This window comes from Nostoc sp. C057 (assembly GCF_013393925.1).
Lineage (GTDB): Bacteria > Cyanobacteriota > Cyanobacteriia > Cyanobacteriales > Nostocaceae > Nostoc > Nostoc muscorum_A.
This window is the reverse complement of the sequence record NZ_CP040281.1, coordinates 971673-986484: the sequence shown is the minus strand read 5'-3', so window position 1 is coordinate 986484 and position 14812 is coordinate 971673. Positions and strand designations below refer to the sequence as shown.

Below are 14812 nucleotides of genomic sequence, written 5' to 3'. Positions count from 1 at the left end.
CCAAAGCTAATAGCAACGAACTGGGGATTGTTCAGATGTGGGTTAAGCCAATGCGGACTTTAAATCACTTTCTGCTTGTCCCAACGCATCTGGTAATTTACTCGCATCGCGTCCGCCAGCTTGGGCTAAGTTTGGTCTTCCGCCGCCGCCGCCGCCGCAGATTTTAGCGATCGCACTGACAAATTTACCAGCCTGTAAACCTTTTTTGTTGACTTCTGGGCTAAAAGCTGCAACTATGCTAACTTTATCGGCTTCGGGAACAGAACCTAGCACCACTGCACCGTTACCGATTTTTTGTAACAGTCGTTCGGCTGCGGTTTTCAATGATTCTGGATCGACATTTTCTAATTGGGCAACGATAATTTTATGATCGCCTACAGTTTCGGCTGTTTGTAGCAAGCTGTCAGATTTAGCGATCGCTAATTGTACCTTCAAGGTTTCCAATTCCTTCTGGCTATTTTTCAGTTCGCTTTGCAGACTTGTGATTCTGTCTGGTACTTCTTCAGGTTTAACTTTAAAGCGATCGCTCAAATCTTTAACTACTTTATCCCGCAGGTTGAGATAATCTAGGATTGCTGGCCCTGAAACAGCTTCAATGCGCCGCACCCCAGAAGCCACGCCAGCTTCCGAGATAATCTTAAACACGCCAATTTCAGCCGTATTACTCACATGAGTGCCACCGCAGAGTTCCATTGATACGCTAGGGAAGTCAATCACTCGCACTTCATCGCCGTATTTCTCGCCGAACATGGCAACGGCACCCTTAGCTTTCGCCTCGGCTAAAGGTAAGACTTCCACCTTTGCAGCGTGTGCTTCTGCAATCCAAGTGTTCACCTGTTCTTCAATTTGTTGCACTTCTTCTGCTGTCAACGCGCGGGGACAGTTGAAGTCAAAGCGCAATCTGTCAAAGGAAACTAGGGAACCTGCTTGAGATATGCCATCATCAACAATTTTTTTCAACGCCGCTTGCAACAGGTGCGTTGCGGTATGGTTAGCTTGGGCGCGACGGCGACAAGCCGGATCAATTTGGGCGGTGACGCGATCGCCTACGCGCAGTGTACCGCGTTCGATGCGTCCGAAGTGAACAAAGAAATCAGATTCTTTTTTAACGTCTTCCACCCGAACAACAATACCATCACCAGAGATATAACCGCGATCGCCAATTTGTCCGCCAGATTCAGCATAAAATGGCGTTTTATCAAGGACTATTTGTACCTGTGTCCCTGCTTCTGCTTCTTCTTGAGAAACACCTTCTAACAAAATCGCTTCGACTATTGCCGTCGCCGCCGATTGGGTGTAGCCTAAAAACTCGGTGACTTGGATGTGTTCTGCTAGCTTGTCGAGGGAACCTTGGACAGTTAAATCGATGGTTTCATGTGCATCTCTACCACGTCCTTTTTGAATTTCCATTTGTGCCTCAAATCCCTCAGCATCAACTGTGAGATTATTTTCTTCGGCAACTTCTTGAGTAAGTTCGAGGGGAAATCCGTAGGTGTCATAAAGGGTAAATGCACTTTCACCACTAATTTGAGTGTTTCCTTGCTGTTTCACCTCTTGGATAATTTCTTCTAAGAGTTTTTCGCCTCTATCGAGAGTTCTGAGGAAATTTGATTCTTCTCGTTGCAACTCAGCTTTAATTGCTGCTTCCCGTTGGCGCACATTGGGGTAAGCTGATTCGGAAAGAGCGATCGCAGTTTCAGCAACTTGGGTAGTAAATTCACCAGAAATCCCAATTAATCGCCCATGACGCACCACCCGCCGAATTAATCGCCGCAGTACATAACCCCTTCCCACATTGGAAGCGCGAATTTCATCAGCGATCATGTGGACAACAGAACGAACGTGATCGCCAATGACTTTTAGGGAGACTTTAGTTTTTTCATCACTGCTATGGTAGTCAATGGCAGCAATTTGAGCGGCTGTTTGAATAATTGGGAAAATCAGGTCAGTTTCGTAGTTATTGGGCACTTTTTGGAGGATTTGCGCCATTCTCTCCAAACCCATACCCGTGTCGATGTTTTTGTTTTGCAGTGGCGTTAAGTTGCCTGAAACATCTCGGTTATATTGCATGAACACGAGGTTGTAAAACTCGATGAACCGGGAATCGTCTTCTAAATCGATATTTTCGTCACCGCGTTCTGGGTGGAAGTCGTAATATATTTCTGAACAAGGGCCACAAGGGCCAGTCGGGCCAGATACCCAAAAGTTATCATCTTCGCCCAAGCGTTTAATTCTGGCTACCGGCACACCGATTTGATCGCGCCAGATAGCAAAGGCTTCATCATCATCTTCAAAAACGCTGACAACCAGATTTTGGGGAGAAAAGCCAAAGACTTGCGTAGAGATTTCCCAGCCCCAAGCGATCGCTTGCTCTTTAAAATAATCACCAAAGCTGAAATTACCCAGCATCTCAAAAAAGGTGTGATGCCGTTTAGTGCGTCCGACATTTTCGATGTCGTTGGTACGGATACACTTTTGTGAAGTTGTAGCCCGCTTAAATTCTGGTGTCCTCTGCCCCAAGAATATCGGCTTAAATGGTAGCATCCCCGCGATCGTCAGCAGTACGGTTGGATCTTCTGGCACGAGAGACGCACTTGGGAGGATTTGGTGACTCCGTTGGGCAAAGAAGTTGAGGAATGTGTTGCGAATTTCGTTACCGCTTAGGTACTGGGGATTTGAAGACATAGGTGTTTTTAACTTGAGACTTTAGACTCTAGACTTGGGCGTAGCGGCACTGGGTAAGTGTATTTTCATAAATAGCTTTATATATTCTTGCATTTTGTTTCATATTACCGCCAGCAAATTGTACAAGTCTGTGAGCTATACGCAGTGATGAGGATGCTTTTAGACCCACATTATCTGACTCTGATAGGATGTGCTGCATCTGCGGCCGTCCTAGACATCGTAATTTTGGTCTTTAAGATTAATCCTTAAGTCTTTAAGATTAATCCTTAAGCCTTTAAGGCTAATCCTTAAGTCTTTAAGATTAATCCTTAAGAAATAGTTTAAAATTCCCATACTAGGGTAGCAAATGGCACTAAAACTGAAAGTATCAAATATTGCTTGCCTTGCTAAGGGCAAAATTTAACTAATTTACCCGTATTAGGGGCAGGTTTTGACATCAAACTTTTTATTTAGCTTTTTTTTCGAGATTTTATGATGTTGCAATCAATTAAACAACCAGTTAAATAAAAGATGTGAGTTAAGCAAAGAAACACAGATAAAGTGCATAGGCAGAAACATTTTGTTTATCCTGCTAACGCATTGTAAACACAAGTTTCACGTCTCACTTAATTTGGGTATTTTTCACCTGATAAATTCGCTCTGTAATTCTAGAGCTTATTAGTGCCAGAAAGCTCCTGTCCATAGCAGGAGGGAGTTTTGCTGTCTATTTAGTTCGCATTGTTTTTGCAATTTCAGTCTTATCTTAATACTTGATTAAAGCCTTGGTTATAAACCAAAAGGCTGAAGTCACCCATGAGAAATAAAATTTTTAATTCAACGATCTAATTTAAATTTTGATCGTTGAATCAAAAAACTTTATAATTTCTTAATTTTTCTCCATAAAAAGAAATTAATTTGTCTAATGTGGAGTTTATTCAGAGCTATTCATTTTTGTAATTTAATCAGCAAAACAACACTTAAGAAAGCACATGAATAGGCTTGATACGTCTAAATATTATTCAGTATTTTTACTGTTTGAAAAACATAGTGTAAAGAAGACATTAGTTGTCAGAAGTGAATATTTCAGAAATGCTAGAAGTAAATATAAATTCTTAAAAGGAGATCAGATTTGGAAAAATATTGTGGATTTTTCGTAAAAAAAAAGTATATAACCAGAAATCTAACTCAGCCTAAAAGATGATATTTAGTATTAGGCAACGATACTAGTAAATTATTCAACTTAATGTCTTTAAAATTTAAATAGGATAAAAAATAGAGCAATGAATATTTCTATTCTGGTCTTTGGAAAAAATAATTTTATCGCCACACTTCCAGATCAGATCCGTTATGCGGCTGCTTTTAGTGTAGAAGTTATAGACAATCTGAATCAAGCAGTGTCGCGGATTAAAATAGCGCCCCCCGATATAATACTTGTGCAGGCTAGCTTGGATGGCAGTATGGAACTGTGCAATTGGTTGAAAGAGCAGACAAAACTATCCTGGATATATTGTATTTTATTCGAGGATCGTTTCCAGCAGCTTATTGATAGAAATAAAGGTTGGCACAGAGAATTAGAGATGAGTGCTGCGGCTCTAAAACAAGGAGCCGATGCTTATATTTGGCATCTTATTGATGAAAAAACAGACCATAATTTAGCAGAGTTGACTGCCAATCATGGATTAATACTTGCTCAATTGACTGTTGGCTTGCGAAAAGCACAAAAATATCGAGATTTGATTCGGACAAATGATATGTTATCTGCGATCGCCTTAGCCGATTCGTTGACAGAATTAAATAATCGTCGTGCTTTAGAATGGGACTTACCGAGACAAATTCAAAGAGCGAGAACTCAAAAAACTTCCCTGAGTTTGATTATTCTGGATGTAGATCATTTCAAGAAAGTTAACGATACTCACGGGCATTTAGTAGGCGATCGCATTTTGCAAATATTATGTCAGCGTTTGCGACACAATCTGCGCTGTCAAGACACAGCATTTCGCTATGGTGGCGAAGAATTTGTGATTCTTCTGGCTAACACTACCGATGAGGAAGCAATATTAGTAGCCCGTCGTCTTAATCGCATAGTTAGCGATGAACCATTTGCACTCAATAATAAACTGACAATTAATATCACCATTAGTCTGGGCACAGCCAGTCTGCAAGCTGATGATGATGAAAAAGGAGAAAGTCTATTGAATCGTGCCGATCAATGTCTCTTACAGGCTAAAAATGCTGGGCGTAATCGAGTTATGCACTCGAACCACCTATCTCATGTTTCACATTTGAAAGTTGTTTCTTCATAATTTGTCATTTGTCATTTGTCATTTGTCATTAATTTTTCCTCTGCACTCCTAACTCAGCATGACAATCTTCTACTGAAGTGCCTTGTCGCATAGCATTAACTAAAGCTTCGTAACTAGACCAATTTTCTTGTAGTAGGGTTTTTGCTTGGAGAGCATGAAACCGCAGTTTCTGTTGATAAACTGATTCAGAAAAGCCCAAAACTGTCAAGACTCCAATCAGTTTGCTTTTATCATCAGATCCACCCTCAGCATTATCAAAAACTAGGGTTTCAGCAGCAATCCCAGCCATCCAAACAGTACAGTAGCGGTCTAGCATTTGGGCACTGATTTTACCCACTTCTAATTGAGAAGCTAATTCGCCATCATCAAAGCTAACACCGCCTTGCCCAGGTTGCCCCTGTTTCCAGGCTTCCCAAGCGCTGAGTGTGTAGCCGGTAACGGGAATCCCCAGCAAGTAAGCAACCAAAAAATGCCCTGCTTCGTGGTGGACGATGCGATCGCGGTGTTCACTTGAAAAACCAGCAATCCAATCCAAAAAAATAGTACCACCCTTGCCTTGCAAGCTAAAACTATCTAACGTAGCTATGCCTAAGATAGCGAAGGTTGCAAGTGCGGGTACTGCTGGCGACAAATTCAAGAATGGCCCTAGCAGTACCGATAGGGTCATGAGAAAGATAGATATTGCAACTAAATTTAAGGTAGTCTGGCTCATTGAGAGTTTTCTGAGTGCAGCTTAATATTTCTTTATTATGATGCGATCGCACACCTTCTGTATCATGTGTCTCTACAAATCCCTTGACGACGTAATTTCCCCATGAGAATTTGACTATCAGTGAAGAAATCTTACAAAATTGGATATTCTGCATAACAGCAATAAGTCAGCCTGATTCATAGTAAGCGGTTTAAAACCTATAGATGCCGTTTGCAGATAGACCAAAATAAATGCTGTTAAATATTTTATGTGAAAATTTAAAATCCAGATTTTAGAGGTAAAATTACCTGTTATTGTTCTTACCTGAAATTGGCACAAAAAGTTATGAAACCATACCTTCCTCAAAATGATCCTGACCCTACAAAACGTAAAATATTGCTAGAGAGAAACCAAGGAGAGTATGAATTTGATTACGACTTTTTAACGCCTATGGCAATGCTAAAAAATGTACCTTCTATAGAAAACTTTTCAACTAAGTATATTGCTGAACGCACATTAGAGACAGCAGAACTACCTATAAATATGTTAGCCGTTAAAACCCGTTCTTTATGGGACCCTTTAGATGAATTGCAAGACTATGAAGACTATTTTCCAGTTTTGCCTAAACCTAATGTTATCAAAACATACCAAACTGATGACTCTTTTTGTGAACAACGGCTTTGTGGGGCAAATCCTTTTGTTTTACGTCGAATTGAAAAGATGCCAGATGGCTTCGCCTTTACCATTTTAGAACTGCAAGAAAAGTTTGGTGACTCTATTAACTTAGTTGACAAACTTGCGAATGGAAATTTATATGTAGCTGATTATAGAGCGCTTGCGTTTGTTAAAGGAGGTACTTATGAAAGAGGTAAGAAATATTTACCAACCCCTATAGCTTTCTTTTGTTGGCGCAGTTCTGGTTTTAGCGATCGCGGTCAACTAGTACCGATTGTTATCCAAATCAACCCCACAGATGGCAAACAGAGCCAGCTAATTACGCCTTTTGATGACCCTTTAACCTGGTTTCATGCCAAGCTTTGTGTTCAAATTGCTGATGCTAACCATCATGAAATGAGTAGCCATCTGTGTCGAACTCACTTTGTTATGGAACCCTTTGCTATTGTCACAGCCCGTCAACTAGCCGAGAACCATCCCCTTAGCTTACTGCTAAAACCCCACTTCCGTTTCATGTTGGCTAATAATGACTTGGCTCGTAAGCGCCTAATTAGTAGAGGTGGGCCTGTTGACGAATTGCTAGCCGGAACTCTGCAAGAGTCATTGCAAATTGTCGTCAACGCATATCAAGAATGGAGCTTAGATCAGTTTTCCTTACCTACTGAACTAAAAAATCGGGGTATGGATGATCCAAACAACCTACCTCACTATCCCTATCGAGACGATGGCTTGCTATTGTGGAATGCAATTAAAAAGTTTGTGTCTGAATACTTGCAGATATACTACAAAACTCCCCAAGATTTAGCAGAAGACTTGGAATTACAAAGTTGGGCGCAGGAATTAGTTTCCCAATCAGGCGGACGAGTTAAAGGTGTTAGCAATCGCATCGACACATTAGACCAATTAGTTGATATTGCTACTGCGGTTATCTTCACTTGTGGGCCGCAACACGCTGCTGTTAACTATTCACAATATGAATATATGACTTTCATGCCAAATATGCCTCTTGCTGCTTATAAACAAATGACAGCAGAAGGCACTATTGCCGACCACAAAAGTCTATTATCATTTCTACCACCATCGAAGCAAACTGCTGACCAATTATCGATTTTATTTATCCTGTCGGCTTACCGTTATGACAGATTAGGGTACTATGATGATAAATTTGTAGACCCAGAGGCTCAGGATATTTTAGCTAAATTCCAGCAGGAGTTGAACGAAGCAGAGCGGGAAATTGAGTTGAATAACAAGAGTCGTTTAATAAATTACAACTATCTGAAACCACGGCTTGTGACTAATAGCATCAGTGTGTAACTTAATATCATTGCAGTTGATTAGACATCTCCAAAAAGTGTGACCGCTTTTGGAGATGTTTTTATTTAGTAATATGATCGTGCATCGATTCTGATATTGCGTCTACTGGCTTCTACTATTTTTTCTAAAACTTTCTGATTTTCTTCATCAGAAATTTTAGTTTTTCCATCTAAAGTATCGTTTGATTGATATAGCCCATCTAAACCTTTATCGATGAATTTATTTATGTGAGGAATAGAGTGGTTAATTTTTACTATTTCACTATCAAACTTCAAAAAGATGGCATATATTAAAATGGAATGTGGGTAGGATTAATCTTAATCTAAATAATGCGTATTTGTAGCCTTGAAATCAAAAATTTTCGTGCGATTACTGGTCTTAAGCTTACAGACTTGAGCGAGGTTGTTGTTATTGCTGGGCCAAACGGCTGTGGGAAGTCATGCGTTTTGGATGCAATCCGACTGTTAAAGTCAGTCTATGGAGGTTATCAGCAGAACGAGTTGCAGCAGTGGTTCAATGAATTCCAAATTAATAGCAGTAGAAAAGAGGATATCTTATCTCTGTTTCAAGATAAGAATCAGCCACTAGAAGTAGTTGTAGAGATTTTGCTATCTCTTGAAGAAAAGAACTACCTTTTAAATGAGATAAATAAGCTGTTACAAGAAAATGCAAATAATCTCCCACAAAATCAAATTTGGCAGGGGGCCTCACTTCAACATTGGCAGGAGGGATTCACCAATGTAGAATCCTTGGCAATGGAACAACTCAGTAGAGAGACAGTTCCATCTCTGATTAAGGATTTAAAGCAGACTTCTCACGTTGGACATATCATAATACAGCCTGATAGTAATATATACATAGCACAATCAGAAATTCTTAAGCTTGTATTCGGCAATTATAAGCCTCAGCACATTGGCATTATTGATTATCATGGAGCTAGTCGAAATTACGCCCGTGAAAAAATTAACGCAATTAACCTCAGTCTTGAGTCAAATGAACAGCAATTGCGGCAACATACACTCTACAACTACACAAACAAATATTTAAACTTGAAGGCAGAAATGGCTTCAGGCTATATTCGTCAACTTCTTGCGAAAGAGATTAGCACAACAAGTAGCGAAATTGACACGCTAACTAATACATTAAAAGAACTGTTTACAACCTTTTTCCCTGGAAAAGAGTTTCTAGGAGCGCAACCGCAGGCTGATGGACAGCTCCTATTTCCTGTCCGAACGACTTCTGGTGCCATACATGACATAAATGAGCTAAGTTCTGGTGAGAAGGAAGTTCTCTACGGCTATCTGCGTTTACGGAACACGACTCCTCGAAATTCTGTACTTCTAATGGACGAACCAGAACTTCACCTAAATCCACGCCTGATAAGTGGTCTAGCATCTTTCTATCACAAGAATCTTGGAAAGCCATTAGGAAATCAGTTATGGTTAGTTACACATTCTGACACTCTTATCAGAGAAGCAGTTGAGCGTGATGACTTCCGGGTATTTCATATCCAGCCATCTAACAATTTTGACAGTAAAAATCAGGCTACGGTAGTTAAAGCAAATGAAGATGTTGAGCGAATAATTATTGACCTCGTTGGAGACCTTGCAGCTTATCGCCCAGGTGCCAAAATTGTAATTTTTGAAGGTGGAGGCAATACTGAGTTTGACTGTTGGATGGTTAGTCAGCTATTCCCAAAATTTTCAAATGCAGTCAACTTTATATCAGGTGGTAACAAAAGGCGAGTTGCAGACCTTTACGAAGTATTGGAGAATACGCGGCGTTATATCCCTGCAAAGTTTTACGCCGTAACTGACCGCGATACAGATGAGTCAGATATGGTAGAAAATTCCAATCGTATGAGTTGGGATGTTTACCATATTGAGAACTATCTCCTCGAACCACATTTCATTTTCCAAGCTCTCCGGGATATAAATGCCTTACGTAAAGAAGTTGCGACGGAGGAAGATATTGATAAACAGCTTATGGAGTTCGCTTCTGAGATAATTACTAATGTGGTTACACATCAGTTGCTTAAGCACGCAGATCGCCAACTTAAAAGCAAGCTTGATCTTGGTTTTGATCGAAGTATCCAATCTGTAGGATCTGAACTTGCAAAAGCAGTTGCTCGATGCCATGATCGCATTGAAAAATTGACTTTAAATGAGCTTTCTGAAAAACATCTCACTGACCTTGAAATAGAATATCGCTTAAAAGCAACTACATCTCTTGAAAATGGCACTTGGCGTATAATTTTTCCTGGGCGCGACATTATAAAGCTCTTTGTAGGAAGATTTGGGCGAGGTATTCCTTATGAAAGGTTTCGAGATTTAATCTTAGCTCGTATGCGTGATAAGAATTTTCAGCCAGCAGGCATGAAGCAAATTGTTGATCGGATAATTGCCGATCATTAACATTTGAAGATTGAATTCAGAACCCAAAGTTACAACTCTTCCCGGCACTGTCAGAAATTTATCTACTGCGATCGCCGAATTGTAATAGCCGGGACACTTGAATTTGGGGAAACTCAAGGGTATTCATTTCGATCAGGGTGTACATCTTTGATTGAGCAGTGCTATCGAGGGAATTGAGGATTACTCATGAAGACGCTTTTAAAAGTCATTAAATTTGATGCACGCAGACTCATAGAAAAATTCACGCGCTCAGGGGTCTAAACACATTGTTAGTCTGTTTCTATCCTAGTTCCAAACTTGTCACAGCAAAGACGCGATCAATAGGTAAATTAGGAATTTCTTTAGTGTACATCCGAGCAGTTTGAAAGACAGGCTCCAATTGGTAACGTTGAACTAGGTTAATTGCTCGTACATTTGCATCGGGTACATCAAAAAATACTGGAGCATGAGGATTTTCTGCAAGCAAGGCTTGAAATAATGCTTCAGCAATCTGTTCGTCATTAGCAAACAGTGGCCCAATCCGAAAACCTGTATGGGCAGGCCGGATAACTCCGTAACCAACAAGATATCCATTTTTGAGAAACCCGAAAGCAGTACTTTCTGGCTGTTCAATCCAATGTCGCAGAAACACTGGACGCTTAGAAGGAAAAAGTTGGCAATCGTAAGCCACCAACTCTTCAAAAGGCACTGTTTTCAGGTCGATGATACCAGCAGGCATAACACCGCCACCCACCCCTTGATAACGAATATTCTTATAAGCGATTTGGAAACCAGACTTTTTGTAGTTATCTTGTTGAGCTACTACACCATCCAAGCCGATGTTACGATCAGCACCGAGATAGTCGATTGCTGTCTTCCAAATTTTCATACCCAACCCCTGCCCACGAAACTGGGGTTTCACAACGTAAAAACCTAGAAAGCCAAAGTGTTGCTCGTAAGCAACAGCAGAAATACACCCCACTGGCTCACCATTCAACTCACCCAATAAAAAACCGTTCTTGTCAGTTTGATAAAAAGATTCAGCATCATACTTTCCTGGATTCCAACCTTCGCTTGCTGCCCAAGTAATTGCCAAATCAATTTCCGACCTTTTCATTGTGCGGACGATGAAGTTGTCAGGGATCATAATATCTTATCACTATGAGGTTGTTAACTATTTAACTTCGCTTTTGCAAACCCAGCGATAACTCTTAATATTTTTATACTCATCTCTTGTAAGATTATATTCGTTCTGATATAAAATCAATCACTCGAATACTACTGTTCTATTACCATAGACTAATACACGATTTTGTAAGTGCGATCGCACCGCTCTTGCTAATACAACTCTCTCCAAATCTTTGCCTTTTCTCACCAAATCATCCACTTCATCACGGTGACTCACTCGAACTACATCCTGTTCAATAATTGGCCCTGCATCTAAATCAGCAGTGGCATAATGAGCAGTTGCCCCAATAATTTTTACCCCACGTTCAAAAGCTCGGTGATAGGGGTTTGCCCCAATAAAAGCTGGTAAAAAGGAGTGATGAATATTAATAATTTGCGGGAATTGATTAATAAAATCTGCACTAACAATCTGCATATATTTTGCCAATACAACTAAATCTATTTTGTACTGGCGGAGCAATTCTAGTTGTTTGGCTTCTTGTTCAGATTTATTATCTTTAGTGATGGGAACGTGCTGAAAGTCAATATTAAATTGTTCTGCTACTACCTTTAAATTAGCATGATTACTAATAATTAAAGGGATTTCAGCCACAAATTCTTTAGCGCGTTGTCGCCAAATTAAATCAAATAGACAATGGTCTTGCCGACTTACCCAAATAGCAATGCGTGGTACTGTATCAGAAAAACGTATTTCCCACTTAGCGCCAAGAGGTTGTGCAATGGCATTAAAAGCTGGGGCAATAAACTCACGCGGCAAATTAAACCCCTCTAGCTGCCATTCAATGCGGGTGAGAAATAAGCCAGCAGCAAAGTCTGTATGCTGGTCTGCATGGATAATATTACCACCGTTAGAATAGATGAAATTTGCAAATTTCGCCACCAGCCCCCGTTGATCTGGGCAGGAAATCAGCAATGTTGCTGTCGGATTTGTCATCATAATATCGCCAGATTTTGAATTAATTATTTGCTGTTTGTCGGAGTCGGTTTAGGAATGGTGAGCGGAGGAAGTTTCTGGCTATTATCTACAGGTTGCTTCCACTCTGATAATTCCCGATTCACGGCATTTGCAAAATCTGTAGATACCAACAGCACGTTTATATTTCCATCGGGTTTTGGAGTAGGGTCAGCTTGAGCATATAAGAAACGTCCGTTAAAGTTAGATTTACCTAAAATCAACTGATGGCTTTGTCGGTTTTTTAGGGTGATATTGATGGTTGCTGGGGGTTCATCTAAGGCAAATTGCCCAAGCTCTTTTAGTGGAGTTGATAAGGTGCGATCGCTCTTACCTTTGACCAACAAATCCATCAAATAAGAAACAATAGCGTCGTTTGCTGGGCCCGATATCGGAGATTTGATTACCCACTTGGGATTACTAGATTCAGGGCTACGTTCTAGATTCAAGGTGAGTTTTTTTGTTTTGACTGTTAGAGATTGCACATCATCTTCTCTAAAAGAGAAAATTTGCTGCTTTTGCTCATTGCTTTCTTCTCGCACAGTTGTACCCCGAATTTCAGAGAAGTAAACAAAACCACCTAAACCCAGCGCTAGCAGTATCAAAATTAAAGTCGTTCTCGGCAATTTCATTTTTTAGTCATTTTTAATTTGTCATTGGTGAAGGGTTAGTCTTTATAACTCAATACGGTTTAGTTAAGGCTTTACTCTTTGTCAAAGTGAATTTTTTTAACGAACCGCGAAGGACGCGAAGGACACGAAGGAAGAAAATAAAGAAAGAAAGAAAGAAAGAAAGAAAGAAAGAAAGAAAGAAATGCTTAACTGAACTGTATTGATTTATAACTCCTAACTCCTGTAGAGACGCGATTAATCGCGTTTCTACTCTTAACTCACTTCTTACCGTCGTTTCCACCAGATCATAACTGCGATCGCAAACCCAATTAAAGGTAAAACCAACAGAGATGACAATATTAAAAGATTGCCTTGTGTGGTTGTCAGGGTTATCCGACGGTTTTTCGGTTCTTTGGGGCGAATGGAAAGAGGTTGCTGATCCTGTTGACTCAGCCAAGTAACTGAGTTGAGGAATACATCTCCATTTAATTGCTGTTGAAACAAGCCATCAGTGGCGAAACTAGAATTTCCTAAAACTACTAACCTTGACTCGGTGGCTGTTTGCGATGAGGAAGTTTGGGAAGGAGTGGGAGCAGGGGAAGCAGGGGGAGTAGGGGAAGCTTTGCTTTGAGTGGTTGGTGATGGTAGGGGTGAAGGTGTCGGTGCAGGTTGAGGAGTTGAAGCAGATTTAGCTGCTTGTTTTCTTGTTAAGGCTACGCCCAAGGTTAGAGGCCCTTTCAGGTCTTTATCTGCATTAAACTCTAATTTTTCGCTTTGGAGGTCGCTTTCTGCCCAGCTACTGGGATAGGGTTTGGTTCTTAGTAATGGAGTAGACTGAACACCAGGCACAGAGGTAATTTCCAGTGGTCGGGCTATGGGATAAAAAGAATTGCCGTTACCGAAATCTTTGGTAATTGGATGTTGCCCGTATTCTGTGACTAAGGGTGCAGCAGGGCCAAGTCCCACGACGCTTTCGCCAGAGACATCGACTGCTAAACGATTATCCAGACGAACACCCCACTCTTGTAACAAGCTGTTAAGTTTGGGATCGGTATTAGGATCGATCATCAGCAATAAGTTACCGCCGCGATTAAGATACTCTTGCAAAGCTTTGACTTCGCCTTCAAATAGCCCTCGCTTAGGGCCAGCTACGATCACAACAGACGCATCTTCAGGAACTTTGGAAGTTTCTCCTAAATTCAGTGGTGATGTTGTGAAATTTTTGTCGCCTAATCCCTGAACTGCTTGTGATATTGCATCTTTACCAGCCGAAAGTTGGCGTTCGCCATGACCTTGGAGTAAGTAAACTTTAGCTGTGGTTGAATTTGTTAGTTGTTGCAGGCGACTAGTTAATCTGATTTCTGACAACCGCTCATTTTGATTTACTGTTTGTACTAATTGCCGTTTATCGCCAGATTCTAAATAAACTTCCCCGTAATCTTTAACGCCAAACTTTTCTGCTAATCCTGGTCTGGCTTGGGGGTCGATATACTCATATTTAAATTTTGAGCTTTGCCGTTGATAATTTTCTAGTAATTCTCGGTCTTGAGGGTTTTGGTTAATATCAAACACCCACACCTTAACTGGTTGTGGTAAAACACTCACCAATTCTCGTGACTGGGGCGCAAGGGTAAACAATTGGCTTTCTGTTAAGTCTGACCGCAAGTGGTAGCGAGTCCCTAAAAAGTTAATCAATCCCAAAATTGCCAACACTGCTAGAGTTGCTACTACAGCATTAGTCCCAGCTTGGGTAGAACGGCGTTTCCACCAGTTAGTCTCATAGCTTTGCCATATTATCCCCAACCCACTGATTACAATTCCCGTAATCAGAAATACTAATGGAATTAGTCCCCACTGTTCAGAAACTAACCCAACTGTTAAGCCGACAGCAATTAGGAACGGGCCCAACCAAAATAGATATTTCCACAGTTTCTTCTTTGCAACTATCTTCATCTTATTTGTCATTTGTCATTTGTCATTGGTCATTGGTCATTTGTTATTGGTCATTTGTCTAAAAATAG

Annotated in this window: 9 protein-coding genes; 3 read left to right on the top strand and 6 right to left on the bottom strand. The window is 40.6% G+C overall.

Features of this window, described 5'->3' with window-relative positions:
• Window positions 1-42: 42 nt before the first annotated feature.
• Window positions 43-2685 carry an alanine--tRNA ligase gene (gene alaS / locus FD724_RS04085; protein WP_179071672.1) on the bottom strand — a complete coding sequence of 881 codons (2643 nt, stop codon included), beginning with the start codon at window positions 2683-2685 and terminating at the stop codon, window positions 43-45.
• Window positions 2686-3944: 1259 nt separating this feature from the next.
• On the opposite strand from alaS, the gene FD724_RS04080 reads away from it, so the two are divergent.
• Window positions 3945-4967: a diguanylate cyclase gene (locus FD724_RS04080; RefSeq protein ID WP_114084875.1), complete on the top strand. Its 1023-nt coding sequence runs from the start codon at window positions 3945-3947 to the stop codon at window positions 4965-4967.
• A gap of 28 nt (window positions 4968-4995) precedes the next feature.
• On the opposite strand, the gene FD724_RS04075 is transcribed toward FD724_RS04080, so the two are convergent.
• Window positions 4996-5679 carry an ATP-dependent Zn protease gene (locus tag FD724_RS04075; RefSeq protein WP_179071671.1) on the bottom strand — a complete coding sequence of 228 codons (684 nt, stop codon included), beginning with the start codon at window positions 5677-5679 and terminating at the stop codon, window positions 4996-4998.
• A 324-nt stretch (window positions 5680-6003) separates the two neighbouring features.
• Between FD724_RS04075 and FD724_RS04070 the strand changes: the two genes are divergently transcribed.
• Both FD724_RS04070 and FD724_RS04065 read left to right on the top strand, forming a co-directional pair.
• A complete protein-coding gene (locus tag FD724_RS04070) occupies window positions 6004-7647 on the top strand; it encodes a lipoxygenase family protein (protein ID WP_179071670.1) in 1644 nt (547 codons plus the stop codon).
• A 329-nt stretch (window positions 7648-7976) separates the two neighbouring features.
• Window positions 7977-10061: an AAA family ATPase gene (locus tag FD724_RS04065; protein WP_179071669.1), complete on the top strand. Its 2085-nt coding sequence runs from the start codon at window positions 7977-7979 to the stop codon at window positions 10059-10061.
• Between the two features lie 280 nt (window positions 10062-10341).
• Here the strand turns inward: FD724_RS04065 and FD724_RS04060 are convergent, their stop codons facing one another.
• The 4 genes from FD724_RS04060 to FD724_RS04045 form a co-directional block, all read right to left on the bottom strand.
• A complete protein-coding gene (locus tag FD724_RS04060; protein WP_179071668.1) occupies window positions 10342-11187 on the bottom strand; it encodes a GNAT family N-acetyltransferase in 846 nt (281 codons plus the stop codon).
• Window positions 11188-11307: 120 nt separating this feature from the next.
• On the bottom strand, window positions 11308-12162 hold the full coding sequence (purU, locus tag FD724_RS04055; protein WP_179075408.1) for a formyltetrahydrofolate deformylase: 855 nt from the start codon (window positions 12160-12162) through the stop codon (window positions 11308-11310).
• Between the two features lie 26 nt (window positions 12163-12188).
• Window positions 12189-12812, bottom strand: a complete 624-nt coding sequence (locus tag FD724_RS04050; protein WP_179071667.1) for a DUF4340 domain-containing protein — start codon at window positions 12810-12812, stop codon at window positions 12189-12191.
• 264 nt (window positions 12813-13076) lie between these two features.
• Window positions 13077-14744, bottom strand: a complete 1668-nt coding sequence (locus FD724_RS04045; protein ID WP_179075407.1) for a Gldg family protein — start codon at window positions 14742-14744, stop codon at window positions 13077-13079.
• Window positions 14745-14812 lie beyond the last annotated feature (68 nt).

Bases quoted from the DNA above. Each gene is read 5' to 3' on its own strand.
- purU (WP_179075408.1), bottom strand. From the start codon at position 12,162: ATGACAAATCCGACAGCAACATTGCTGATTTCCTGCCCAGATCAACGG.
- FD724_RS04045 (WP_179075407.1), bottom strand. From the start codon at position 14,744: ATGAAGATAGTTGCAAAGAAGAAACTGTGGAAATATCTATTTTGGTTG.
- FD724_RS04075 (WP_179071671.1), bottom strand. From the start codon at position 5,679: ATGAGCCAGACTACCTTAAATTTAGTTGCAATATCTATCTTTCTCATG.
- FD724_RS04060 (WP_179071668.1), bottom strand. From the start codon at position 11,187: ATGATCCCTGACAACTTCATCGTCCGCACAATGAAAAGGTCGGAAATT.
- alaS (WP_179071672.1), bottom strand. From the start codon at position 2,685: ATGTCTTCAAATCCCCAGTACCTAAGCGGTAACGAAATTCGCAACACA.
- FD724_RS04065 (WP_179071669.1), top strand. From the start codon at position 7,977: ATGCGTATTTGTAGCCTTGAAATCAAAAATTTTCGTGCGATTACTGGT.
- FD724_RS04050 (WP_179071667.1), bottom strand. From the start codon at position 12,812: ATGAAATTGCCGAGAACGACTTTAATTTTGATACTGCTAGCGCTGGGT.
- FD724_RS04080 (WP_114084875.1), top strand. From the start codon at position 3,945: ATGAATATTTCTATTCTGGTCTTTGGAAAAAATAATTTTATCGCCACA.
- FD724_RS04070 (WP_179071670.1), top strand. From the start codon at position 6,004: ATGAAACCATACCTTCCTCAAAATGATCCTGACCCTACAAAACGTAAA.